The organism is Rothia amarae, from assembly GCF_014705945.2.
In the GTDB taxonomy this organism is placed as follows: Bacteria; Actinomycetota; Actinomycetes; order Actinomycetales; family Micrococcaceae; genus Rothia; species Rothia amarae.
The window spans coordinates 124,913-148,133 of record NZ_CP061538.1 but is presented as its reverse complement, the minus strand read 5'-3'; the positions used below and the strand labels follow the sequence as shown (position 1 = coordinate 148,133).

Annotated in this window: 25 protein-coding genes; 17 read left to right on the top strand and 8 right to left on the bottom strand. The window is 52.5% G+C overall.

Going from position 1 to position 23,221, the window contains the following annotated elements; genetic code table 11:
- Positions 1-364 precede the first annotated feature (364 nt).
- From IDM48_RS00735 to IDM48_RS00725, 3 genes are all read left to right on the top strand, one after another.
- Positions 365-703 (top strand): hypothetical protein, encoded by a 339-nt coding sequence (locus IDM48_RS00735; protein ID WP_190617601.1) that lies wholly within the window; start codon positions 365-367, stop codon positions 701-703.
- Positions 704-894: 191 nt separating this feature from the next.
- The gene (locus tag IDM48_RS00730) at positions 895-2,103 is read left to right on the top strand and encodes a DUF308 domain-containing protein (RefSeq protein ID WP_190617599.1); all 1,209 of its coding nucleotides are present in this window, start codon (positions 895-897) and stop codon (positions 2,101-2,103) included.
- A gap of 176 nt (positions 2,104-2,279) precedes the next feature.
- Positions 2,280-2,669, top strand: a complete 390-nt coding sequence (locus tag IDM48_RS00725) for a hypothetical protein (protein ID WP_190617597.1) — start codon at positions 2,280-2,282, stop codon at positions 2,667-2,669.
- A gap of 74 nt (positions 2,670-2,743) precedes the next feature.
- Here the strand turns inward: IDM48_RS00725 and IDM48_RS00720 are convergent, their stop codons facing one another.
- Positions 2,744-4,240 (bottom strand): amino acid permease, encoded by a 1,497-nt coding sequence (locus tag IDM48_RS00720; RefSeq protein WP_190617595.1) that lies wholly within the window; start codon positions 4,238-4,240, stop codon positions 2,744-2,746.
- A 217-nt stretch (positions 4,241-4,457) separates the two neighbouring features.
- Here IDM48_RS00720 and IDM48_RS11790 point away from each other — a divergent pair, with 217 nt between their 5' ends.
- The 3 genes from IDM48_RS11790 to IDM48_RS00705 all read left to right on the top strand — a co-directional run bounded on the left by IDM48_RS11790 (position 4,458) and on the right by IDM48_RS00705 (position 6,274).
- Positions 4,458-4,739, top strand: a complete 282-nt coding sequence (locus tag IDM48_RS11790; RefSeq protein ID WP_145177321.1) for an FmdB family zinc ribbon protein — start codon at positions 4,458-4,460, stop codon at positions 4,737-4,739.
- 39 nt (positions 4,740-4,778) lie between these two features.
- Positions 4,779-6,038, top strand: coding sequence for a formamidase (gene fmdA, locus IDM48_RS00710; protein ID WP_190617593.1), 1,260 nt, complete (start codon positions 4,779-4,781; stop codon positions 6,036-6,038).
- An 89-nt stretch (positions 6,039-6,127) separates the two neighbouring features.
- On the top strand, positions 6,128-6,274 hold the full coding sequence (locus IDM48_RS00705; RefSeq protein ID WP_190617591.1) for a hypothetical protein: 147 nt from the start codon (positions 6,128-6,130) through the stop codon (positions 6,272-6,274).
- 175 nt (positions 6,275-6,449) lie between these two features.
- Here IDM48_RS00705 and gabT read toward each other — a convergent pair whose 3' ends face one another.
- Positions 6,450-7,796, bottom strand: a complete 1,347-nt coding sequence (gabT, locus tag IDM48_RS00700; protein ID WP_190617589.1) for a 4-aminobutyrate--2-oxoglutarate transaminase — start codon at positions 7,794-7,796, stop codon at positions 6,450-6,452.
- 286 nt (positions 7,797-8,082) lie between these two features.
- Here gabT and IDM48_RS00695 point away from each other — a divergent pair, with 286 nt between their 5' ends.
- Both IDM48_RS00695 and IDM48_RS00690 read left to right on the top strand, forming a co-directional pair.
- Complete coding sequence (locus IDM48_RS00695; RefSeq protein WP_190617587.1) at positions 8,083-9,534, top strand: SMI1/KNR4 family protein; 1,452 nt, start codon at positions 8,083-8,085, stop codon at positions 9,532-9,534.
- A 146-nt stretch (positions 9,535-9,680) separates the two neighbouring features.
- Positions 9,681-10,283: an arsenic metallochaperone ArsD family protein gene (locus IDM48_RS00690; RefSeq protein WP_190617585.1), complete on the top strand. Its 603-nt coding sequence runs from the start codon at positions 9,681-9,683 to the stop codon at positions 10,281-10,283.
- 144 nt (positions 10,284-10,427) lie between these two features.
- Here the strand turns inward: IDM48_RS00690 and IDM48_RS00685 are convergent, their stop codons facing one another.
- From IDM48_RS00685 to IDM48_RS00675, 3 genes are all read right to left on the bottom strand, one after another.
- Positions 10,428-11,129, bottom strand: a complete 702-nt coding sequence (locus IDM48_RS00685; protein WP_141669350.1) for a potassium channel family protein — start codon at positions 11,127-11,129, stop codon at positions 10,428-10,430.
- Entirely contained in the window at positions 11,122-12,453 is a 1,332-nt protein-coding gene (locus tag IDM48_RS00680) for a TrkH family potassium uptake protein (RefSeq protein WP_190617584.1), read from the bottom strand. Before IDM48_RS00680 ends, IDM48_RS00685 begins: the two co-directional genes overlap by 8 nt.
- A gap of 234 nt (positions 12,454-12,687) precedes the next feature.
- Positions 12,688-13,200: a GNAT family N-acetyltransferase gene (locus IDM48_RS00675; protein ID WP_145177301.1), complete on the bottom strand. Its 513-nt coding sequence runs from the start codon at positions 13,198-13,200 to the stop codon at positions 12,688-12,690.
- A 135-nt stretch (positions 13,201-13,335) separates the two neighbouring features.
- Between IDM48_RS00675 and IDM48_RS00670 the strand changes: the two genes are divergently transcribed.
- Positions 13,336-13,515, top strand: coding sequence for a hypothetical protein (locus tag IDM48_RS00670; protein WP_202939891.1), 180 nt, complete (start codon positions 13,336-13,338; stop codon positions 13,513-13,515).
- A gap of 113 nt (positions 13,516-13,628) precedes the next feature.
- On the opposite strand, the gene IDM48_RS00665 is transcribed toward IDM48_RS00670, so the two are convergent.
- On the bottom strand, positions 13,629-13,964 hold the full coding sequence (locus IDM48_RS00665; protein ID WP_145177298.1) for a cupin domain-containing protein: 336 nt from the start codon (positions 13,962-13,964) through the stop codon (positions 13,629-13,631).
- A gap of 143 nt (positions 13,965-14,107) precedes the next feature.
- On the opposite strand from IDM48_RS00665, the gene IDM48_RS00660 reads away from it, so the two are divergent.
- The 6 genes from IDM48_RS00660 (at position 14,108) to IDM48_RS00635 (ending at position 20,796) form a co-directional block, all read left to right on the top strand.
- Positions 14,108-14,737, top strand: coding sequence for an HAD hydrolase family protein (locus tag IDM48_RS00660; RefSeq protein WP_190617582.1), 630 nt, complete (start codon positions 14,108-14,110; stop codon positions 14,735-14,737).
- A gap of 42 nt (positions 14,738-14,779) precedes the next feature.
- Positions 14,780-15,529, top strand: coding sequence for an MBL fold metallo-hydrolase (locus IDM48_RS00655; RefSeq protein WP_190617580.1), 750 nt, complete (start codon positions 14,780-14,782; stop codon positions 15,527-15,529).
- Positions 15,530-15,596: 67 nt separating this feature from the next.
- On the top strand, positions 15,597-16,307 hold the full coding sequence (gene deoD / locus IDM48_RS00650; protein WP_083147141.1) for a purine-nucleoside phosphorylase: 711 nt from the start codon (positions 15,597-15,599) through the stop codon (positions 16,305-16,307).
- A gap of 303 nt (positions 16,308-16,610) precedes the next feature.
- Positions 16,611-17,261, top strand: coding sequence for a C39 family peptidase (locus IDM48_RS00645; protein WP_083147140.1), 651 nt, complete (start codon positions 16,611-16,613; stop codon positions 17,259-17,261).
- A gap of 188 nt (positions 17,262-17,449) precedes the next feature.
- Positions 17,450-18,490 carry an HAD hydrolase-like protein gene (locus tag IDM48_RS00640; RefSeq protein ID WP_190617578.1) on the top strand — a complete coding sequence of 347 codons (1,041 nt, stop codon included), beginning with the start codon at positions 17,450-17,452 and terminating at the stop codon, positions 18,488-18,490.
- 257 nt (positions 18,491-18,747) lie between these two features.
- Complete coding sequence (locus tag IDM48_RS00635; RefSeq protein WP_190617576.1) at positions 18,748-20,796, top strand: fibrinogen-like YCDxxxxGGGW domain-containing protein; 2,049 nt, start codon at positions 18,748-18,750, stop codon at positions 20,794-20,796.
- Between the two features lie 229 nt (positions 20,797-21,025).
- Here IDM48_RS00635 and IDM48_RS00630 read toward each other — a convergent pair whose 3' ends face one another.
- Entirely contained in the window at positions 21,026-21,619 is a 594-nt protein-coding gene (locus IDM48_RS00630) for a hypothetical protein (protein WP_190617574.1), read from the bottom strand.
- A gap of 490 nt (positions 21,620-22,109) precedes the next feature.
- Between IDM48_RS00630 and IDM48_RS00625 the strand changes: the two genes are divergently transcribed.
- A complete protein-coding gene (locus tag IDM48_RS00625) occupies positions 22,110-22,571 on the top strand; it encodes a GyrI-like domain-containing protein (protein ID WP_190617572.1) in 462 nt (153 codons plus the stop codon).
- Positions 22,572-22,607: 36 nt separating this feature from the next.
- Here IDM48_RS00625 and IDM48_RS00620 read toward each other — a convergent pair whose 3' ends face one another.
- Positions 22,608-22,859, bottom strand: coding sequence for a hypothetical protein (locus IDM48_RS00620; protein WP_190617570.1), 252 nt, complete (start codon positions 22,857-22,859; stop codon positions 22,608-22,610).
- 137 nt (positions 22,860-22,996) lie between these two features.
- Here IDM48_RS00620 and IDM48_RS00615 point away from each other — a divergent pair, with 137 nt between their 5' ends.
- Positions 22,997-23,221, top strand: a complete 225-nt coding sequence (locus IDM48_RS00615; RefSeq protein ID WP_068167858.1) for a helix-turn-helix domain-containing protein — start codon at positions 22,997-22,999, stop codon at positions 23,219-23,221.

The following is a 23,221-nucleotide window of genomic DNA, read 5'->3' as shown; positions in this document are numbered from 1 at the left end:
GTCCAAGAGAAACCAAACGAGCGTAGCAATGGTGAACTAACCTTCTCGCCTGCTTCGCTAGCGCTGTTCAATTCGTTTACCTCTTGCATGCTCGCAGGCTCGCATCCGGCAAACTCATCCCAGCCAGTTCACCTTACTGCTACGCTCGTTTGGCTCTTGCTTGTTGAACATATCCCTAGGGTTACCGTTCAGTAAGTAAACGCTAGTGAAATAGGGGACAGTAACCCCACTTCTTCTAAAACCCGCTATCAATTAGCGATTGGGCTCACGCTAGCCGTAGAATATTTTTCGGTGATACAGGCAACATGGAACCGCCTTGAAGCTTGTCTCACTCCACTCGCGCCGCTTACGAAAGGAAATTTCGATGCGTCGCTTATTCGCAACTCTTGCCGGTATCGCACTGGCTACAGGAATGTCGGCTCTCCCCGCGCAGGCACAAGAACTTCCCACAACTTCATATTCCATCAGTGCTGAAACCTCTGTAGAGACTACTTCTCACAAATCTGCAGTAGTGCGCCAAGCGCCGCTTACCGTCATCAACGCCGATGACGCCGCGCGTCCTACTACCGAGAATCAGCCCAGCATGTTCCTTTCTTCGAAGAACCTACTGATTCTAGGTGCTGGGCTCGTCATTGTAGCTCTGGTTAGCGGGTTTAGTGTTCGATCTGCAATGAAAGCAGCCGAAGAAAACACCATTCTTTAGATCTTGAAAGAGCGCCCCGCAACCTCCTCTGACAGAGGTGCGGGGCGCTTTTGGTGCGTCTTGGGGGAAGCTAGACCCGTCTCTTTGCCCCTGTGGCGGGAGCGAGTGGCAGATTGATATAGCGCAATCATGCGATGTCATATAAAGAACACGACACCCTAAAATAGACAAGTTTCGGTAATCTAGGTTTTGTGACTCAGCAAAACAATATTCCAGAAGATCCGCGTGATTCTTCAGAGGATTACACACGTCCTCTAAACTCGCAGGATGATACTCTTCGCGCCCCCGACGCTTTCTCTGAATCAACGGAGAGCTCACCTTCTCCCCGTACTTCCGAGACGCCGTCGCACGGCAGTGTAAGTTCTTCTTCCGCTGCCCCTTCAACCTATGCCCCTCAAGGTTCTCAGGGTCAAAACAACTACGACCAGCAGAACCCTTACAACCCTCACGCGCATTCTGCTACCAGCGGTCAGTCCATGCAGAATGCTCAGAATGGTAACTACGGCCAGCAGTCCCCTTATGCAGGAGCGGCAGCGGGTTCTTCCGCGAACAGCTACCCAGCCTATTCCGCTGCTGGGGGTGCCAACAACGGCAACGGCGGTTACGGTAACAGCGGTAACGGTTTCAACCAGAATCCTTATAACAACGGCGCACCTTACGGCCCCAACGGTGGCAAGCGAGCTAACAATGTGCTCGGTTTAATTGCGCTAGGCTCCTCAGTTCTTGGTCTGATTCTCGGTTGCATCCCGGTCGTTGCCCTTTTAGGTTGGATTCTCCTCTTCGCGGGTTTCGTGATGGGCATCATCGCCCTTGTCCAGAAGAATAAGTCGAAGTGGGCCGGTATCACCGCAATCGTTATTTCGGTGCTCGGCACCATTCTCTCGATGATTATTGTGTTCGTTGTGGCTGTTACGGCGTTGGCAGAATCAACTGACGGGGAATACAGCACTTCAACCAGCTCGCCCTCCAGCTCTGCGGCGTCAGAAGAAACACCGGCAGCCGCTGATTCCAGCACGGGAAATATCGGTGACACTTATGTCTGGGATGACGGCGTCTCACTGACCATTTCACAGCCTGAAGCTTTTAAGCCCAGCGATACCGCCGCCGGAGCCGAAGACAAAGAGCTGAAGGATATCCAGAAGTACACCGTAACCATCAAGAATGATTCCGATGAAGCTGTGGATCCTATTCTCTTTACGATGACCGGCAACTCAGGCGGAAAAGAAGCTCAACAGATTTTTGATTCCCAAAAGAATATTGGTAGCGCTCCCAGCACCAAAATTCAGCCCGGTAAATCCGTTTCTTTTGATGTTGCTTACGCCATGGTGGATCACAAGGACGCATCCTTCGATGTTTCACTCGATTTCGACCGGGATGAAGTTACTTTCATCCAGAAGTAACCCATCTGGAGGGTAAAACCGGGGTGCTAACGCTCCCTGTTGCCCTTATCAAATAGGAACTAAAAAGCTGTGGATAACCTTCTTCTCGACGATGAGAAAAGGGGTTATCCACAGCTTTTTACTGTCATAAAAAAATTTTAGAAGACAGCGGTTGAGCGAGTCTTTAGCCTTGCCGTATGACAGAAAAAAATTACACACCGCAACAGCTTACTCAGCAGGTAGACCTTCACCATCTGCAGGCCTCTGCACCAGAAACTTTTCAGCCCTATCCCTACGGCACTGATGTGTCTGCACAGTGGGCACCCGCGCGTCCTGCATCTCCCAGAAATGTACCGGGAATCGTAGCTCTCGTACTCGTGGGAGTTGCCATATCTTTTGCTCTATTCCCCGTAATTCGTCTCCTGAACACAGTGCCCATGTTGGCGGCGTTCATGCTGGGGATCATCGCGCTTTTTCGCGCCGGTGAAACAAAGTGGGAGGCAATCGTGGCGATTGTTATCTCGGTTATCTGGCTTACTTTTCATGCGGTGATGTTTATTCTTGTGCGGATCATGTTTCAGATGTAGACGAGCTGATATAGCGCCGCCGTCCTGAGCTGTGGTTCAGGACGGCGGTGCTTTAGGTGGTCAACGAAGCGAGTTTAGGAGGGCGTCCGGCGTCGTGCCTGTACTTTCTCCACGTTCTTCTTCGCCAGTGGCCAGAGAATAACCAACACGACGGTTGCAATCAGCGAGGTATAGACCTGTGTACGACCGTCTGCCGAGAACATCATGACCACAAAAACAAAGGCGATGCCGAGCATCAGAAGAATGTTCAGCCAGGGAGTTGCCCACATTTTTAGTTTGAGCCCAGCTACTTCCTCCGGGCTCATGGTGCGGCGCATGTTCATCTGGGTGAGCGCAATGAAAGCGTAGACGAACAGCGCCACCAAACCGGCGGAGTTCATAATGAAGTCAAAGACGCCCGAATCGGGTGCTACGAAGTTCACCAGGGTTGCTACTACACCACCGAGCGTCGAAGCTACCAGCGCCACCGCGGGCACACCGTTCTTGGTTTTCCGCGCCACAATCGTGGGCGCGAAACCCTCGTGCGCTAAAGAAGAGAGCATACGAGAAGCCGAATAAAGCCCTGAGTTGAGCACGGAAATAACGGCGGTAAAAATAACAAGCTGCATAATCACTGCAGCACCGGGAACCCCGAAACGCTCAAAGACAAGGGTGAAAGGAGCCACCGAAACGTCCTTGGGGACGGGAAGTTCGTTCCAGGGAATAACCATCACGATAATGGCAACCGCGCCTACGAAGAACAGCAGGATTCGCCAAATCACCGTAGAGGTTGCCTGGCGAACGCCTTTGGCGGGATCTTCAGATTCAGCTGCAGCCATCACCGCAATTTCAGTACCGAAGTACGAAAAAATGACGAGCGCGACGCCGGTGAGCGCCACACTGTAACCGTGAGGAGCGAACCCGTCGTGGTTCCACAGGTTATCAACGTGGAAGCTGCCATTGGGCCAAAGTCCAAGCACAAAGAAGAGTCCGGCTACGAGGAAGACCACAATCGAAATTACTTTAATGCTTGCCAGCCAGAATTCGACCTCACCGAACGTCCTCACAGAAATCAGGTTGGTACCCACAAAGATGGCAAGAAGTGCTAGCGAACCTAGCCACGCAGGCAAAGTGGGGAACCACTGGTGAAGGGTTTCGCCGCCAAGCACTGATTCGTAGGCAAGCACGCCCACCCAGAAATACCAGTAGAGCCAACCCACTAAATAAGCTGCCCAGTTGCCGAGGCCCACACGGGCGTACTCCATGAAAGAGCCGATGGCGGGGCGGGCAGCTGCCATTTCACCCAGCATGCGCATAGCGAGGAAGACCAGCAACCCACCGATGATATAGGAGAGGATTGCCGCGGGACCTACCGTGCGGATGACGTTACCGGAACCTACGAAGAGGCTGGCGCCGATAATCCCGCCGAGGGTAATCATGGTGACATGGCGATTGCGAAGTTTCTTGGGGGAATTTGAGTCAGTACCGTTCTCGCCGGTGGCTACAACGGAGGATCTTTCGACGCGACGAAGACCGATGGATGTTTCAGGAGAAACCGGATTATCGTAGCGCGACTTTGAGGAGTCACTCATGGGATTTCCTTTACGGAGTGAAGGTTGGAGCGCGGGGTGTTATAGAAAAATGTAGCGCATGACGTGGGCGGAGAATCGAGAACACACTGTTTTCCCACAAGCACAGCTACGAACCGTGCGTCGTGGGCACATCGTGTACTTTCGAAATCTCCTCTTGCTTTTCTCAGCACCCTCTTTAGTATTAAGAGTGTAACCCACATCACTAGAAGAGGTATCCATGCCGCTCTATGAATACAAATGCCCACACTGCGGCATCTTCGAACAACAACACCCCATGGCATCAGTTCCGAAAACCGTGGTCTGCACACAATGCTCCTCTAAGGCTCGCAAGCTAATTTCAGCCATTGGGCTTTCCCAGATCAATTCCACGCGCGCCAAACTCATTGACTCAACCAACGCGAGCGCGCACGAACCCCAAGTAGTGACCTCAAAACCCGGCACGGTAAAGCCTGCCAGGGTGACCCACAATCCACTGCACACAAAGTTGCCGCGCCCCTAAATTTTCACCCTTCCACCTCTTACCCCAAGGAGAATTCCTATGCCAGAAGTACTATTTCCACTCGATTCATCTAAGCCGTTTACCGACCAAGAAAAAATTGGTCACAACCGCTGGCATCCCGATATTCCACCGGTAGCGACCATCAAACCCGGAACCACCTTCCGGGCAGATTGCCGGGAGTGGTTTGACGGTGCCATCAACAATGATGATTCTGCAGACGATATTCGCGATGCTCCACTCAACAAAGTTCACGCACTCGCTGGCCCCTTCGCCGTAGAAGGAGCGGAGCCGGGCGACCTTCTGATTGTAGACATCGTGGATCTTGGCCCTATCCCTCAAGAAGAAGGATCACTCGCAGGTCAAGGCTGGGGCTATACAGGAATCTTTGCCCAGAACAACGGTGGTGGTTTTCTCACCGAACAATTCCCCGACGCTTATAAAGCAGTATGGGATTTCCAAGGTAGCGAATGCACCTCGCGGCACATTCCTCACGTTAAATTTACTGGCATTCACCACCCAGGCTTGATGGGCACAGCACCTTCTGCAGAACTCTTGAAGAAATGGAATAAGCGCGAAGGTGATTTGATTGCCACAGACCCCCATCGCGTTCCTGCGCTTGCTTTACCACCAGAACCCGACGGTGCAATTCTAGGCTCGCTCTCGGGTGCAGAATTTGACCGAGTGGCTAGTGAAGCAGCTCGAACTGCTCCCCCACGTGAAAACGGAGGAAACCAGGACATCAAGAACCTCACAAAAGGCTCCCGTGTGTTCTACCCAGTATTCGTACCTGGCGGCCACCTCTCTGTAGGCGACCTGCACTTTTCACAGGGTGACGGCGAGATTACTTTCTGCGGAGCTATTGAGATGGGCGGCTACATTGATTTGCATGTGGACATCATCAAAGGTGGTATGGAGAAATATGGTGTTTCTGAAAATGCAATCTTCATGCCTGGTCGCGGCGGCCCCGTGTATTCCGAATGGTTAGCATTCTCCGGCACATCGGTAACCCTAGAGGGCGAGCAACGTTACCTAGATTCACAACTTGCCTACCAGCGAGCAATTTTGCATGCCATTGATTACCTCACAAAATTTGGCTACACCCCCGAGCAGGCTTACCTACTCCTGGGCGCGGCTCCGATTGAAGGTCGATTCTCCGGTGTCGTCGATATTCCAAACTCCTGCGCCACTGTTTACTTGCCCACGGAGATTTTTGACTTTGACATTCGCCCGGGTGCAGATGGTCCCACGCAGATTGACCCGGGCATGGGAGCGCCTCGTTCGGCAAATCCCAACCTTTAGAGATTGGAGGAACCACTAGGCAAAACGCAATTTGACCCGGGCCTGTGAAATACGGTTGAGTTACTTGTATCAACATCAAAGGAGCCAATATGCATCCCTATAAATACCAGTGCTCAACCGACGGCGTCTTCGAGCAGGAACACCCCGAAGGCAAGGCACCCGCCCAGTCGGCGTGCCCCGTCTGCCACGCGGACTCACCGCTCGTCCCCACCGACCTCGAAACTAAACAAAGCTAAGAAAAGCTAAAGAATGCCGCAGGAACGCTTGCTTCTGCGGCATTTTTTAAAGCCCTGGGTCACTCAATCCGTGAAAGTGCACTCAGATGAATGCACTTTCACGGGTTGATTGGCCCAGAAGTTTTTGACGCCGAAAGACACCTCAGCGCCTACAGAAAGATTGTCTGCAGGAAAGTTACTGACCTACCGAGCGGATTCCCTCAACGAAGATATCCAACGCCTCGCCCAAAAGCTCCTCTGAAATAGTCAAAGGAGGTAGCAGGCGCACGACGTTGCCGTAGGTGCCGGTGGTCAGAATCAGCACGCCGCGCTCCAGGCAGTAGGCTGCGATATCTTTTGCCGCAGTGGGGTGCGGATTCTGCGAGGTGGAATCGCTGACGAACTCAAGAGCCATCATGGCACCGCGACCACGTAGCTCACCCACGTAGTCAAGTTCATCGACGAGCGGTTCCAGCTTCTCGCGCACGATTTCTTCAATACGGGTGGCACGGTCGTTGAGCTTCCACTCTTCCATGGTTTCAATAGCTGCCAAGGACGCCGCGCAAGCCACGGGGTTACCGCCGTAGGTGCCACCCAAACCGCCAGCCTGCACCTTGTCGAAGAGTTCCGCGCGTCCGGTAACTGCCGAAAGTGGCATACCGCCAGCGATACCCTTGGCGGTAGTAATGAGGTCGGGCTCAATACCCTCGTGCTCCGATGCAAACCACTTGCCGGTGCGGCAGAAACCTGCTTGAACTTCGTCGGCAATAAATACGACGCCGTGTTCGCGGCACCAGTTGACCAGCTCGGGCAAGAAGCCATCCGCAGGAACGATGAAGCCGCCCTCGCCCTGGATAGGTTCAATCAGGACAGCGGCGATGTAGTCAGCGCCAATCTGCTTTTCGATCTGCGAAATTACTTCTGCTGCCGCCTCTTTACCGCCGCGATTGCCGTCGCGGAAAGGGTAGCTCATAGGCACACGGTAGACCTCGGAGGCAAAAGGCCCAAAGCCCTGTTTGTAGGGCGCAGCTTTTGCGGTGAGCGCCATGGTGAGGTTGGTGCGGCCGTGGTAAGCGTGATCGAAGACGACGATTGCATTACGCCCGGTTGCCGAACGCGCAATCTTGACGGCGTTTTCAACTGCCTCCGCACCGGAGTTGAAGAGCACCGAACGCTTTTCGAAGTCGCCAGGAGTTAGCTCGTTGAGCTTTTCAGCCACTGCCACATAACCCTCGTAGGGGGTCACCATGAAGCAGGTGTGGGTGAAGTGCGAGACGGCTTCTTGTACCGCTTCAACAACTTTGGGGGCAGACGCTCCCACGGTGGTGACCGCAATACCCGAACCCAGGTCAACTACCGAGTTGCCGTCGGCGTCCACGATGACTCCACCATCGGCATCTACTGCGTAAAAGGGGGCAGTAGATGCCACACCAGCGGGCACTGCTGCCGCACGACGCTCGGCGAGCTTGGCAGATTCCGCCCCCTGAGGGTAGTTGCTGGTGAGTTTGATTTCCTGGGGCAGGCGGTAAGTAATTTCAGGCATTGGGACTCCTTAACAATCAGCTCAATGGTTTAAAGCAAGAAAACAACGAAGAGCGGTTTATGTTTCACGTGAAACATAAGGCTCGCAGAGAGTCGCTCTTCATGCCACCCCTGCTTTCATCTCACTGATGAAACATCTGTTACTTGGCGAAAATAGTGTTGTCTACATCATAAAGAGTAAGTACTCGCAGGTGGAACGCATTCCACCGCGATTCTCCCATTTTGTCACCCCATAAGTGCTCCATCTGCTCCCACAAAGTAGATTGCTTTATGAGATTATGGGACGTATGAGTTTAGAGAGCTCCCTTACACCCAATCTACAAACACTAACCGACATCCTAGAAGCCTATTCGCGCGCCTCCGGCAACCCCGCCAAGGCTCATGCGCTGATTACTTCAGGAGAGTTGGGTGACTTAGCGCTGACCCACCCGGACGGCGCTTATATTACAGACCCCGCACTGGTTCAAGATTTTATGGTGGCAGTCAATGAATTGATTGCGGCAAAGGTACTCCCTGCCAACTGCGACATCCGCTTAGAGACCATGGAGGTGGAACCGACATCGGAAGAGCATGCAACCGGGGACGCCGCCCCCGAAAACACCGAACCCTTTATCCAGGAACCAGGCAACCCGGGAGATCTCTCAGCAGTCCCTTACGCCCACAATGACGGCATGACTCTCCGCAAGGCCCTGCTCAGCCACGGACATTCCACCGGCTACCGCGTGCGCGATATTGACGACGCCGTCACTCGCCTGGACGGCAAAACCCTGCCTGAAATCCGCTTCTTCCGCTCCACTGTGCGCGAAGGCAAGGTGGCAGAAGGTCCACACGGCGACATTTTTTCATCAGATATCGCCGCGGATTTCGGCAGGGAGCTATTCGCTGATGCCGCCGTGCGCCTTCCCGCGCCTACCCCAAACGACGTCGTGCAACCTAAGCTTGCCCACAAGTACTGGGTGGAGCTAGCCCACGATGCGCAAACTCTCTACGCAGCTGATCTTGCTCCTGGCGCGTCCGGTGCCATCGGGCAGATTATTGCGCGTTCAGCCATGACCGCCGAGCCGCCCTACATAGTCGCACGGTCACTCTCGCAGTTTGTGACGGGCGATTGGATTCAGGGCGCTACCGAGCGAGTTGCACAGAACCAGTCGGCGGAAGAAGAAACAGGCCCTCGCTGGGAGAGCGTTTCTTCGGTTCTTGAGCCCAGCGCAGAAGCGGCGCCGGTGCTAGAGAATGCCTCAGCGCCGGAGGTTTTCGACCAAGAGTCGCCAGCTCACCACGACCATGGTCTGGTTCAGGAAGTGGAACAGGCGACTGATGAATCACTAGAGCAAGAGACCGCGAATGGCACGGAGCAGATCGGCGCCACAGCGACTGAAAACCGAGGCGATGAAAACCCTGCCGATGAAAACGAGGGTTTCACCCCCGACCAGCCCGCCGCGAGTCCTCACGAAGAGCATTCGGAAGAGTCCTATTACCGCTCCCAAATCATCACGCTTCTAGGGCGACAAGACGAAGAAAAATCACCGATTTTCTCTCACATCGACGCAGAGCTAGATGGACAGAAGGGTTCCTCGGCAGATGCGTCTCAACCCGAAGAAGATGACCCGTTCGCCCCGGTTGAGCCCGATGCTCGCCAGGAAACCCCTCAGCACCCCCAGCGAGACGCGGCGCCTACCACTGAAAATGAGCCTGAAAATAACTTTATGAAGGGCTTGCGTAGATTCTTTCTGGGCTAAGTTGCTCACGGCGGTTTCTGTAGGGGTGGAAATATTGGACGAGAGTTCAGCGTTAAACCTACGAGACTGCCCCCAGGCGGGAACCGCTGCCATACTGCTGGGTTACGCCCGACCCTAATGCAGAAGATGCAAAACTAGGAGTAATCGTGAAAGCCAAAGAACCCGAAAACACCGAGTGGGCAGAGCTGGAAATCTTTATTCCAGGCCCCGGCGAGAATGAAAATGACCCAGACGATTCTGAGCGCACCCAGTTTCTTGCAACCGCGCAACATCTCTTGGATTCAGGGTTTGACATAGCTGTTTACTCCACTGACTCTTACCCCTCAGCGTTCGAAGACTGCGTGCCGGTTGCCGATCAGATTGAGATTTCTGGGAGGGACGTGCTGCCAATTTTGCTGGCAGATGGTGAAGTGAAAGTTTCTTACAACTACCCCGATGAAGAGCAGATGAAGCGCTTCTCCAAAGCGCGTAGTGTCAAACCTAAGAAGATTTCGGCGGCAGCTGCAGCGTGCGGAACCGGTGGCGCTGAGATGCCACCCACCGCGCCGTCCATGGAACCGGCAGGATTCGCCGCAACCCTGGCAGGCGTAACGGAGAAACCTGCGGGTGGCCCCGAAATTGGCGCTCGACGCAATCTGATGTCTGGCGATTTTGGCGATGGCCTCCCTACGCCCGGCACCTCTGCTGTAACGACCAAGGACGATGCAACATCTGGCGGGTGCGGTTGCGGCGGCTGCGGTTGCCAGTAGCTACCGAATTCTCCAGCGAGAGTAACTGACTTTGAAAAGTAGCCGAACTTCCCGAGATATATTCTTGTTTGCTATATTCTCGGGAAGTTCGGCTTTCAATGACTTCAAAAGAGAGTGAAACTTAAGACTTTCTTCTCACGAAGGTCAGAGGAACTTACTGGCGAATCTTTCAATGGCTTGAGGGTCTCCCCCGAGAATCACTACGTTCCCCGGGGTAAGGTGGAGGTTTTCTAGATCATGATTCCACTGACCTGAGGAATCACGATAAGAATTAATAGCTACCCCATATTTCTTATAAAGTTCATGCGGATTCAGGTTTACGCCCGAAAGTTTTTCAGTCGCAGAAGCCATAGCCAGAGCATAATTAGTGTCAATCTGAATAAACTCTTTCAGATCTCCCTGCAAAAGATGAGCTACCCGCTTTCCCATGTCTTTTTCCGGAAAAACCACATTTCGCACACCCAGCTGTTGCAAAATGACACCGTGCTGGTCAGATACTGCTTTAGCCCAAATATTTTCTACTCCGGCTCTCAGCAGATATGAGGTCACCAAAATACTGGATTCGAGGTGAGTACCTATCGCAACAACCACACGATCGAAATCAGTGATCCCAAGCTGATCCAAAACATCAGGATGCGTCGCATTCGCGCGAACTACATGGGTCAGCTTGTTGTTAAGAGATTGCACGATTTCCTCACGGTCATCAATCCCTAAAACCTCAGAACCATTCGCCATCAGCTCCAGAGCAACCGATTGCCCAAAACGTCCTAGGCCAATAACCGCTACTGAACTACCTTCAGAGACATTATCTGAATCAAATAACGACAGCTTTTTCTTTCTAACCAATGAGAGGCCTTTCTTTGGGCAACTCGTACAGAGCTGGACGACGTCGATAGACAAGTGCAGCCGCAGCGGTAACGGGCCCGATGCGTCCGCAAATCATCAAAATGATAAGAATGATTTTTCCTACTAGGGGCATTTCGAAGGTGATACCCGTGGTTAGCCCTACGGTGGCGAAGCCAGAAACGACTTCGAAAAGTATCTGATCGGTGGTGAATGCTGTAAGAAGTTGCAGAGCGAAAACGGCAACAAATATGAGTGCGGTACTGAGGAGAACCACGGTGATTGCTTCGCGGTGTACAGAACGCGCCAGACGCTTGCCCAGAATATTAACTGCGCCTTCACCCCGTATCTCAGTGATAGCTACAAACAGAAGCACACCAAAAGTAGTAATTTTTATACCGCCGGCAGTACCTGCTGGGCCACCACCGATAAACATCAAAACATCCATAAACAGAAGAGTTGAGGGGTGGAAGGTGGAAATATCTAGGTTATTGAATCCCGAGGTACGCGTAAAAGCAGATTGGGCAAAGCTGTTGAGAATCTTTTCAGCGCTATTCATCGTCCCTAAGGAACCAGGATTATTCCACTCTAAAACTGCAATTACCGCTGTTCCCAAAAATAAGAGAATAGGAGTTCCCAGAAGAACAAGTTTGGTACCCATATTCCACAGCCGGATATGTGCTCCCGCTTTTCTCAGTTGCATAAATACGGGGAAACCCAGGCCTCCTAAAACCGTAAGAAAAGATAGAGGTAGGAGAACCCATGGGTCATGGTAAAAACTTATGAGGTTATCTGAATAAAGGGCAAAACCGGCGTTATTGAAGGCTGAAACAGAATGGAAGATTCCCTTCCATAGCGATTCAGTAAAACTAAGTTTGTAACCGAAGAAAAATCGTGAGAAAAGAAATAAAAATCCTATAAATTCGATGAGCAGAGCGATGCGGATAACGGCGAGAACCATGCGTCTAAGATCGAAGAGGCCTTGTCCACGAACTTCAGCCGAGGCTTTGAGCCTGTTGTTCAGCGAAATTTTTCGAAGGACAAAAGCTCCGATGGCGGTAGAGAGAGTCATAAATCCTAATCCACCCATTTGAATCAGAGCCAGGATGATAATTTGACCCAGAAAAGTCCAATGCGTAGCAGTATCTACGGTAGTGAGTCCTGTAACGCAGGTGGCTGAGACGGCGGTAAATAAATCATCTATTACCTTGTTGTTAGCGGGATCCTGGTGAGCAGCAGGCAGAAAGAGCAGTGAAGTGCCAACAAGTATGGCGCTGACAAAGCCTATTAGAACGCTTCGTTGCGGATTTACCTTTTTGAAGGACATATCTTTAGCCCTCAAGCGGAAAATGTTGAGGTCTGGCGACCGGCAAAAATATCACCGATTTAATATACACCTGCTAGAAACCGCATGGGAGAAGTCAGAGAGAAATACTTATCTAGTTTTTCACGGGGTCTTCTTTTCACGCCCTTGAGGCACCTGTGATTTCTGTATTAGGTACTTTGCAGTATTTTTCGGAACGTTCCCGTATGTTTGGGGTGGGTCAGGTCTGTTTGCCTGCTAGCCCCGCTGCAAAATCATCGTTTTGTACCCTGCAAAGGTTGAGGTTTTGCCGGTGTCTCTGAAACCGTGTTTACGGTAGAAAGCAACGGCGCGCCCATTGGTAGCGAGCACCTCCACCGTGACCGGTTCACCCTCTGGCAGGACGGCGCGCATGAGAGCTTCCCCCATTCCGGTGCCGAACGCTTGGGGAACAATATAGAGGGACTGCAAGTCAAGAGTTTCACCGGGGACTTGCCGCGTGCTGACAGTTCCTAGAATCTCACCCTTTTCATCGACGGCAATGCGGGCGCAACGGCGGGCACCGGTTCCCGCTTCAACATCGCAGCCGTTGGAATCGAGCCCGGCGAACCATTCGCCAAATGACTCGGCGCGGGCATCAAACTTTTCTTCTCGCTCACGAAAGAGCTTTTCTTCAAAGATGCCTTCGTAGGCGGCTCGCCAGCTCAGCTGACGGGCACGCTCGAACCCGGCGCCGTCGTGGGGACCAGGAATGCGAAGAGTGAAATTCATATACTTATTATGCGCTGAGTGAGCCGTAATAAAAGAGCTTGCGTCTTTTCCCCTACCCACTAAAGTTAAAAAAGTAAGTTTTCTTAGTATCACTAGGCTTAAGGAGCACTCACTGGCAGATCTCAATAACAAAAAGTGCTCATTCTCGCTAGCCAGGGCGTAGAGCAGATTGAGCTTACCTCGCTGCGTGATGCGCTCATCCTCCCCGGCGGCACCCTCAACGCCGATGCATTGCGCATCGACCCCGAGGCTCGCTCTATCACCGTTCAGTTCTTTGAGACATTCAACAAGGCAATTATCGCTAAGTTGAGCTAGGTTTCTTACCACCAAAAATAGATTTAAACCGGTGCCCGGCACACTTAGTGAAAGTGTGCCGGGCACGTGTTATTTAAAATCTGAGGCAAAAATTTTTACCCCCTAACATAGCTTTATGCCACGTCGACCAGGGTCAGCGAAAAACGGGAAGGTTCCAACGCCTTTACTGCATGACGGTCATTGGGGGCTAGATAAATGACGTCGCCAGGGACCACCACATTCGCAGTCCCGCCTACCGTAAATTCAATCTTGCCCTGCAGGATATTGACGATAACTGCGCGCGGGGCAGAATGTTCTGTGAGCACCTGATTGGTGTCCATCGCGAAAGAAACCTGGCGAATTTTTTCGTTATTGAAAACCACCTGCGATTTAGTTGCCTCCTGTTCAAGTGGCAATTCTTCAAAAACGCCAGCGGCAACCTGGGATTCGCTCATCGGGGTGCTACTCATGGGATGCTCCATTCACTAAATAATTAGGTTATATATTATTTACCTAATTATATCTCGCGTCACCACCTACAAACTAGACTTTCCCCTCCCCACTCTGAAGTGAGTACTGTAAAAACGAGACCACCATCAGGGGAAGGGACACCATGGAACGCACAGCAGTTTTTCTCGACATCGATGGAACTTTGTGTAATTACAATGGCGAAGTGCCGCCCTCCGCCGGGGACGCCGTGCGCGCGGCTCGTAAAGCCGGGCACGTCGTCGTCTTATGCACCGGGCGGTTTCGTGCCGGAATCTACCCCGAACTCTGGGAATTTGGGGTAGATGGTCTCATCGACGGCAACGGAAGCTATGTCGAGCTGAACGAAAAAGTTCTCCTACACCAGCTCATACCCGAGATCGAAGCGCACGCCATCGTGGACTGGCTCCATGAAAGAGGGCTAGATTTCTTCCTCGAAAGCAACAACGGCCTCTTTTCCAGCGAGCATTTTGAGACCGCCGGTGAGCCGGTCATCCGCCAGTACAGTGCGGGAAAAGGCGAGGAAAACGCCGCCGCCATGCAAGTGCTGGTTGAGCATGCAGGAATCTCCGCCGAGCACACCGTCGCGTTGGGAGATGCCAAAGACGATATTCCTATGTTCGAATTCGCTCGGGTGGGAGTTGCTATGGGCAACGCAGGAGAGGAGGCAAAAGCGGCGGCAGATTTCGTCACCGACGACGTCGATGAGCACGGTCTAGCACATGCCTTCACCCGGTTGGGCTTGATAACGAAGTAGTTCGATAGGCTTGGGAAAGAAAACTTTTCTTGAAAGGAAACTATGCCTCAGCCAACCATTAAAGTTATTTCCGGGCCGACCGTTGAGATTGAATATGCCGGTTTGCACTTGCTCACCGACCCCACTTTCGACCCTGAAACCACCTACGATCTCGGCGGCGGAGCGAGCCTGCGCAAAACCACAGGGGCTCCGGTAGAGGCAGAAAGCGTTCTACCCCTCGACGCCGTCCTGCTTTCCCACGATCACCACCCCGATAACCTGGATAACAAGGGGCGCGAACTTCTCTCACAGGTTCCGCTCACCCTCACTACCCGCGATGGTGAAAAACGTCTAGGCGGAAACGCCCACGGCCTTTCACCCTGGGAAGAGTATGAAATCACCAGCACTCAGGGCACAAAGGTCACCGTCACCGCGTTGCCCGCTCTCCATGGCCCAGATGGCGACGACACCGAGGAAATTATCGGTCAGGTCATCGGCTTCTTGCTGACTGCCGAGGGCGAGCCGACTATCTACATTTCCGGCGATAACGCCTCCTTGAAGGTAGTTGAAGAAATCGCTGAGCGTACCTCTGATATTGACACCGCCGTCATTTTTGCCGGTGCGGCTCGTAGCCCCTTCTTTGACGGCGCTCCCCTCACCTTGGACGGCGCAGGCGCGGTAGAGGCTGCAAAAATCTTGAAGCCTTCCCACGTGGTTATTGCACACGCAGACTCGTGGGAACACTTCTCTGACTCTTTCGAGAACGCACTCCAGGCATTTAACGACGCCGGACTGGGCAAGCTACTCATCTAAGACATGGCTTTACAGGCTCTATAGTCCACTCAGCAATTCCCTCTAAATCTTCGCAAGGAAAATTCACGTGAAAAACACCCCTCATATCAAGCCCGACAACGCTCCCATTGCAGAGACCGTGTTGCTCCCCGGCGATCCCCTGCGCGCAAAATTCATTGCCGATAACTATCTAAAGAACGTTCAGCAGTTTAACGGCGTGCGCAACATGCTCGGCTACACCGGCGAGTTCAATGGCAAGCAGGTATCGGTCATGGGTACCGGCATGGGTATTCCCTCTGCCAGCTTGTACGCATGGGAACTCATCAACGTCTTTGGTGTAAAGCGCCTGATTCGCATTGGTTCATGTGGCGGCTTGAGCGCCAACCTCGATACTTTCGATATCGTGATTGCTGCCGCAACCTCCACCGATTCGAACTTCATGCGCCAGTACGAGCTACCGGGCACTTTCGCCCCCACTGCATCGTGGTCGCTCTTGAACGCCGTGGCAAAAGAAGCCGAAAAACAGAACATTAAACTGCATGTGGGCAACGTGGTTTCTTCGGATGTCTTCTACCACCACAATTCTGAAGACAACAAAAAGTGGGCGGACATGGGTGTTCTCGCCGTCGAGATGGAGACCGCCGGCATCTACGCCACCGCCGCTGCCGCTGGTGCGGAAGCGCTGGGCGTCTTCACCGTGTCCGACCATATCTTCAAGGGTTCAGACACCACCCCCGAACAGCGCGAAACCGCTTTCACCGAAATGATGGAACTGGTACTGCCTGTGGCAGTCAGCTAAAGCCCTCGGTTTGAGGCGCGGGCCGCGCATCGAAAAAGACCCCCTTGCGTTACCCGCACTGAATGGCGCGGGTAACGCAAGGGGGTCATTTTTTTGACGAGCACATTATTCTCGACAGCAAAAATTTTTCGGATTTTAAGAAAAATTTGAACACTCAGCCCGTATAACTGCCTTTTGACTAGGGATTATGTATTCTATGAATGAAGTGGGTTAGACAACACGGTCTTATGTTCGTGTTCTCATTTCACAGGTTATTTACGACCGCAACCACATACACTCTCCTCCCCCATAAGGATTGCAATAATGCACACTTCCACCAGAATCTGGCGGGTCCTCTCCGCCGCCCTCTTTGCAGGCTTCCTTTCCGTCGGCACCGTCGTCGCCCCTGCACAGGCAGACATCACGCCTACCCCAACCGCAACAGCCTCTACCTCTAGCCTGAAGTCCCTGAACATCAAACCTGAAGCCCAAGCCCAAAACCTCTGGTGCTGGGCGGGTGCAAGCACCGCAGTAGCCAACTACTTTGGCGCAAATGTAAGCCAAAACGAATTCTGCAACCTCGCCAAAGGCAACCCCAACCGCTACGCACCGTGCGCCAACACTACCGGCGACCTCAACGACATCCGCCGCGGCTGGTACAACGTCGGCGTTTACGGCAGTACCACCCGCTATGGCACACTAACCTTCTCCGAAATTAAGCGGGAAATCGACGCCGGACGCCCCGTTCAGGTGCGCATTCAGTGGAACTCAAACGGTATGGGGCACTTCCTGGTCATCGAAGGGTACAACGCGGCAACACAAGAAATTCAGTGGATCGATCCCTGGCCCACCTCCCAGCGCGTGAACGTGGCGAAGTACAGCAGCTTCCTCAATGATTCCCGCTACAAATGGACCCACTCCATTACCAACATAGGCGTTTACGGAACCCCTAAGGATGTGTACAGCATCTATTAGGAGCATCGGCTAGCACACCACCCCGCAACATATAGGGGATTCGCAGGGTGAAGCCGAGAGCCGCCATCGCCTTATCTTGTTTCATTGCATGGGGAAACAAGACGGCGGTGGCGGCTTTTTTATTCTTGAGCGGGGTACGGGGCTTTCCAGTAAACTCAAGGCGAAACCTTCTGCAGAGAGATAAATTTATGGCTTCTGGAAACATCGCAAAGTCAGCGCTCATTTCAATTCGCGACGGCAAACTTCTAGTTGCGCGCAGCTTCGGCAAGGAGAAATTCTTTCTGCCCGGCGGCAAGCCCGACGCCGGAGAAACCGCAAAAGAGGCACTCTACCGCGAGATTCGCGAGGAACTCAGCGTTGGGCTACACGCCAATTCCGTGCGCTCTTGGGGCACGTTTACCCAGCAGGCAGACGGCAAAGCTGCCGGCGTGCAGGTAGAGATGGCATGTTTTACCGCCGAACTCGACGGCGAGCCTGCGCCATCGGAAGAAATTGAAGAAATCGCCTGGGTAGATGCGTCCGACAGGGAGAAACTCTCTGCAGTGGCGCAACTTGTGCTCGATGATTTAGTACAGAAGTCTCTGGTCGTCTCCGGCGCAAACTCTCATCGCGCCGTCATTTTTGACCTCGACGACACTCTCTTTTTCACCATCGAAGCCAAATGGAACCACCACCGCCACGTGGCTCGCGAATCATTCGGTGTGGAGCTGACCGACGACGTCCTGCGTGAACACTGGGGTAAACCTTTCACCGAAATGATTGGGTTTTACTATCAAAATGCTGCGTCGGTTGAAGAGATGGTGGCGGCGAACGCCGCCAGCCGGGATCTCTTTCCCAAAAAGCCGATTGAGGGTGCACGCGAGATGGTGCTTTCGCTGCTGGACGACGGCGTGGCAGTAGGCGTGGTGACCTCCACTCGCACCGAATGGGCGTTGGGCGAACTTGAACGTGAGGGTTATCCGTTAAATCGACTGACGATGGTTCAGGGCTCTGACCTGGTTGATTTTCACAAGCCGGATCCGCGCGTCTTTGATGAGATTCTTAAAATAATGCGCGCATGCGGCAAAACCAGCCTGACCTATGTGGGTGATGCGCTACTCGACGAACGTGCCGCTCTTGATGCAGGAATGAAGTTTGTGGGGCTAGAAACCGGGCTGTATTCACATGCTGACTTCAGCGAAAACACCCCGGTGCTGCCAGATGTCAGCCACCTAAGAGACGTTCTATAAGGGGGATGTCCTGAGCTTCTAGCGGGCACGCTACCCACATTTGTGACTACAAGATACCGCTTTTTAGTAGCGGCTCACCCTAAGAAAGTCGGACGTAAATTACCCCCTAGTAACTCTGTTTTCCCCTCAGGGCTGGTTCATATCCTTAATGCATCTATGAATTTATTCAAATTTATAGATTCCCAAACCCACACACTGCGATTCTTTCAAGCTCAGTGCTTGAATCTAGAACCGCTGAAAACCACCCATGAGGTCTTATGTCCCCTTCTCCACTGCTTCAAAAAATAACAGCTGTTGCCTCTGCAACAGTCCTTGGAGTCACCTTTCTAGCAGGTGCCACCTCGGCAGCTCAGGCAGAACCAGCAGTCCACGATGGCAAAACTTTAGAAACCGCCGCCGCCTCCTGCTGGGAAATTAAGCAAAACTACCCCAACTCACCATCAGGCGCCTACTGGCTTGCCCCGCCAAACTCTAAATCAGTACCTGGCAAGTTTTACTGCGACCAGGAAACTGACGGCGGCGGTTGGCTCATGATTGGTCGCGGGCGAGAAGACTGGAATCGCTCTCTTACCGGCAAGGGAGATGCCAACAAAATTTGGCAGTCACCCAGCGGTAAAGACGCTTTTACAACCGCGCAGCTCTCCGCAGAGAAAATCAATGAGCTCACCGGCAAAGATCCCAATTATGTGAACGACATTCGAGTTGTTCGCTCGCTCAACGACCAGGGAAATTACACCCAGGAACTGCGCGGAACCATCAGCACCCGCAATAACTGGATTTGGGCTCTTCCCGACGCGCGGGCATGGCGCAGCGCCACCATGACTGAAAGCTCTGGCTGGAGTGCGCCTACCACTCAAACCAATCCTCGCACCACCACTAAAGACTCCAAAGGTTTCGACCGCGCTTATCGATCCTTCACCCCCATTTACTCCGGCGTCAACGGCCCCGGATACGGCTACGCCTACGGCATCGACGTTAAAGAAGGTTCAGCAGATAGCCACATCTGGCTCTCCAAAGGCAAGCGAACCATGCCTTTCACTCAGATGTACTTGCGCCCCAAACTAACGTCACCGGTAAAGCCTGAAGCGCGCAAAGACGTACCGAAGAGCCTCACCATGCCCATGTTGTGGCGCACTTCTGAACAGACCGCAACCGGTGTAGTGAGCGAAATGCACTCCTACGTACAAGCAATTACGCAGGTAAGCGATACCGTCTTCGTTGGCGGTGACTACAAGAACTTGGTATCTGCCAAGGGTGAAGTTGTTGAGCAGCCCTACCTCAGTGGCTACAACGTCAATACCGGCGATTTGGTGCGCACTTTTATGCCCAAGTTCAACGGTCAGATTAAGGCCGTAGAAGCTCTGCCCAGCGGTAAGTTAGTAGTTGGCGGCGAGTTTACCGAGGTCAACGGCAAACCTATTTCTAATCTCGTCGTCCTTAACCCGGCTACAGGTGAAGTTGAGGACTTGGGTTGGAAGGTTGAAAACCGTGGCACCAGCGGTATCGCGCAGGTACGTTCTCTTGACGTTCAGGGTAACTACCTCTACGTGGGTGGCAACTTCACTCACACAACCGGAGCAACCAGCCAGTACGCTGTCTACGCTAAAAATGCGGTTCGTTTTGACCTCACAAACAACAGCGTGGATAAGAACTGGAAGCCAGTCTTCAACGGCACCGTAAGCGGCATCAGCGCGGCTGAGGATGGCCAGTCTGTTTTCGCTGCGGGCTACTTCTCAGAATTGGGTGGCAAGAAAGCTTTCAAGCTGGCTTCTATCAACACCACCGATGGCGCCATGTATAAACCGTGGGAGTGGAAGCAGTCTATCGTTCTAGGCGGTGGCGGCTGGCAGCTTGATGTTCAGGATGCCGGAAACACTGTTTGGGCAGGTGGCACTGAGCATTTCATTCACGCTTACGATAAGAACAATAACTACGCACGAACCAGCTCGGCTATTACTAAGCGCGGTGGCGATTTCCAGGATCTGCACAAGGCAGGGAACATCATGTACGGCGCTTGCCACTGTGGCGATCAGGTTTTCGACGGCGCTTACACCTACTTCGGCGCTGAAAGCCAGGCTCGCAACAGTACCTACGGCATCAAGCTCGTGGGCGCGTGGGACATTACCACCGGCAAGTACATTCCTGATTTCGCCCCTAATCTCAAGGGCGCATCAGGTAATGGCGTGTGGGAGTCCTTCGTAGATTCCCGCGGCAACCTCTGGGTGGGTGGAGATATCAACCAGTCACTCGGCGTCAACGGCCCCCAAAAAACTGTTGGCTTCGCTCGATTTGAAGCGCAAAACTAACAGGATCCATTAGCACTTGCACCGAAAAACACGGTGTGGGAATCTACCTCGCGGTGATTCCCACACCGTGTTTTTCATCATTAGTAGATGAGCTACCTCTGTCCGAAATTTAATATTCTAGAAAGTTTATGAATATTTTCTACTTATAAAAAGGGGGGGGGTGAAATATCTTAATAAACATAAGGGCTTCACTGAAATAGTGAAGCCCTTATTGAATAAAAAATGCAGATTAAGCAGATCCCAAAGGAGTCTGTAACCAATCCGTGGGAATGGTGTAGGAGAACCCATTAGCTGTGGTGTATGAGCCCAAAAGGCGTGCCCAGAAATATCGACGATAGAAAACGTCCTGGTTGAAACAGGTCGTATTATTCCAGTTCATGGTGGTGGTCATGGGGCTATTAGCCCACGGGACTGAACGGTCAGATGATTGTCCGGTATTCGAACCAATCCAATTGAAGGTAAAAATATCCCACAGGTAACCGTCATTGTTAATATTTTGGTTTCGCACCACAGTGGGATTGGCCCAGCTACCGCTGGTTACGGTAATTGAAGATACCAAACCAGCGGGGAATGCTACCTGCTGGCGAATATTAGAAAGCGTAACAGTGGTTTGAGGCGCACCCTGCACTGGGGGGACAGCAAAGCCGGCAGCCGCAGTTCCGCCAGCGCGGGCGTTAGTCCACAGTCCCATGGTGCTTACCTGGCGCTGATTTGTTCCACAACTTGCTGACTGGCTATAAACGAGACGACCAAACCATGATGCGGAAATCGAGTAGCGTGGCTTCGATGAAGCATAAGCGGGAATAGTTGCAGATGCTGCCACAATCGGCGCAGCCCATGCCGCACCTTTAGCGAGAGAACGGCGAGATAAATCGGGGGGTCATATTATCCTTATGTGAGTAATTTTTGACGAAAAAGTCTACGGGGGATTCATGTGAAAACGATTGGTTTAATGGAGAAATAAACCAATTATCTGGTTTTCTAGGGTTGCCTAGCGATTTTATCAAACCGTCTGCTTAAGCATCCTTCATTCTTTGTATATACCACTGTAGAGGTATATGTTCTTCATGAAAAGCATTTCTTGCAAATTTTTAGAAAAATATGAGAATTATCACCGTAAAGAAAATTACGTACAATGGATAACACTTTTAGAATCAAAACGGAATTTACAATAAAATTTGGTCAATTTTGAGGCGTTTTGGGCGTCAAAACGCCTCAAAATTGACCAAAGTTGTGTGCGGGCGCAGGAGCTCACGCGCGTGGCGGGTTTTCTGAGATGATTAATGCTCAACCCGCTCGTTTCAAGGAGTTTTATGTCTGATTTTGCCCGCGTGGAACACAAACCCGCTCTCGTCGTTGCCGGATTGCGAGAAACTGTCGATCAGTTTGAGGGCCGCGCCACTCTATGGACGAAGGTAGTTGACTCGGCAACTTTAGCTGGCGCCAACGTTGCTCATGCCCAGCAAATAGCTATTATTTTTGGGGCTAATAAGAACCAGGAATTCGACTACATGGCGGGGCTGGTAGTCGATTCGCACGAGAGCGCCGGCAAGCTAGGACTCAACGCGGCGGAAGTTCCTGCCGGCGAATACGCGATTGTGGACGTGCGCGGCCCCGCTCCCCTGGCGTCGTCGACCGGACTGGAATACCTGGTGAGCACTTTCCTGCCCGAGCACGGACTCAAACCCAACGGCCCCGCCATGGAGATTTTCGGCCCCGGCGACACCGGCGCAGAGGACTACGCGATGCAGGTATGGCTGCCGGTGAAGGCATAGGGCTTATTGAGAAAATCGGTGGGGATGTTTCAACGATTACACCAGCATTTCTCCCAGCGCGGCAATGAGCAACAGCGCGGGCACCGAAATCACCATGCAAAGCAGAGATGTTGAAAAGAGTCTTTCTTTCTTGTGGGGAGCGGCTAGAAAAGCAGCTAGACCAAACAAAACGACGAGCGCGCCAAAAGTAACCCAGGTTGTCGCAGGCGAAGCCGTACCGACAAAGGCGGTGTATGCAAAGAGTGCTACCGCAAGGGTGAATACGGCTAGAGCGAGAGGTTGGCGCATAGCTCTCCTTCGTCGCAGGGGCTGGGACAGCCATTTTTGTCTTCTTTTCCTGTACGTGGTGTTTGACCATTCTCTAGCATATCGAAAATCGATATGCTTTAATCAGAATCAGAACATCCTAGGAAAAGGTTCCACACATGCCACCCGTTGAAGAACATCGGATTCGATGCCATCTTGAACATCTTTTGGAAGAGAAAGAGCTTACCCTTGTTGAGCTCTCCACTCTCGTTGGAATTTCGGTGGCTAATCTATCTATTTTGAAAAATAATCGAGCAAAAGCAGTCCGCTTTTCGACCCTCACCGCACTTTGTGAAGTATTGGAATGCACCCCGGGCGAGCTGTTCAGCTTAGATAAGGATTGA

Bases quoted from the DNA above. Each gene is read 5' to 3' on its own strand.
- IDM48_RS00735 (WP_190617601.1), top strand. From the start codon at position 365: ATGCGTCGCTTATTCGCAACTCTTGCCGGTATCGCACTGGCTACAGGA.
- IDM48_RS00725 (WP_190617597.1), top strand. From the start codon at position 2,280: ATGACAGAAAAAAATTACACACCGCAACAGCTTACTCAGCAGGTAGAC.
- IDM48_RS00720 (WP_190617595.1), bottom strand. From the start codon at position 4,240: ATGAGTGACTCCTCAAAGTCGCGCTACGATAATCCGGTTTCTCCTGAA.
- IDM48_RS11790 (WP_145177321.1), top strand. From the start codon at position 4,458: ATGCCGCTCTATGAATACAAATGCCCACACTGCGGCATCTTCGAACAA.
- fmdA (WP_190617593.1), top strand. From the start codon at position 4,779: ATGCCAGAAGTACTATTTCCACTCGATTCATCTAAGCCGTTTACCGAC.
- IDM48_RS00705 (WP_190617591.1), top strand. From the start codon at position 6,128: ATGCATCCCTATAAATACCAGTGCTCAACCGACGGCGTCTTCGAGCAG.
- gabT (WP_190617589.1), bottom strand. From the start codon at position 7,796: ATGCCTGAAATTACTTACCGCCTGCCCCAGGAAATCAAACTCACCAGC.
- IDM48_RS00695 (WP_190617587.1), top strand. From the start codon at position 8,083: ATGAGTTTAGAGAGCTCCCTTACACCCAATCTACAAACACTAACCGAC.
- IDM48_RS00680 (WP_190617584.1), bottom strand. From the start codon at position 12,453: ATGTCCTTCAAAAAGGTAAATCCGCAACGAAGCGTTCTAATAGGCTTT.
- IDM48_RS00675 (WP_145177301.1), bottom strand. From the start codon at position 13,200: ATGAATTTCACTCTTCGCATTCCTGGTCCCCACGACGGCGCCGGGTTC.
- IDM48_RS00665 (WP_145177298.1), bottom strand. From the start codon at position 13,964: ATGAGTAGCACCCCGATGAGCGAATCCCAGGTTGCCGCTGGCGTTTTT.
- IDM48_RS00660 (WP_190617582.1), top strand. From the start codon at position 14,108: ATGGAACGCACAGCAGTTTTTCTCGACATCGATGGAACTTTGTGTAAT.
- IDM48_RS00655 (WP_190617580.1), top strand. From the start codon at position 14,780: ATGCCTCAGCCAACCATTAAAGTTATTTCCGGGCCGACCGTTGAGATT.
- IDM48_RS00645 (WP_083147140.1), top strand. From the start codon at position 16,611: ATGCACACTTCCACCAGAATCTGGCGGGTCCTCTCCGCCGCCCTCTTT.
- IDM48_RS00640 (WP_190617578.1), top strand. From the start codon at position 17,450: ATGGCTTCTGGAAACATCGCAAAGTCAGCGCTCATTTCAATTCGCGAC.
- IDM48_RS00635 (WP_190617576.1), top strand. From the start codon at position 18,748: ATGTCCCCTTCTCCACTGCTTCAAAAAATAACAGCTGTTGCCTCTGCA.
- IDM48_RS00625 (WP_190617572.1), top strand. From the start codon at position 22,110: ATGTCTGATTTTGCCCGCGTGGAACACAAACCCGCTCTCGTCGTTGCC.
- IDM48_RS00620 (WP_190617570.1), bottom strand. From the start codon at position 22,859: ATGCGCCAACCTCTCGCTCTAGCCGTATTCACCCTTGCGGTAGCACTC.
- IDM48_RS00615 (WP_068167858.1), top strand. From the start codon at position 22,997: ATGCCACCCGTTGAAGAACATCGGATTCGATGCCATCTTGAACATCTT.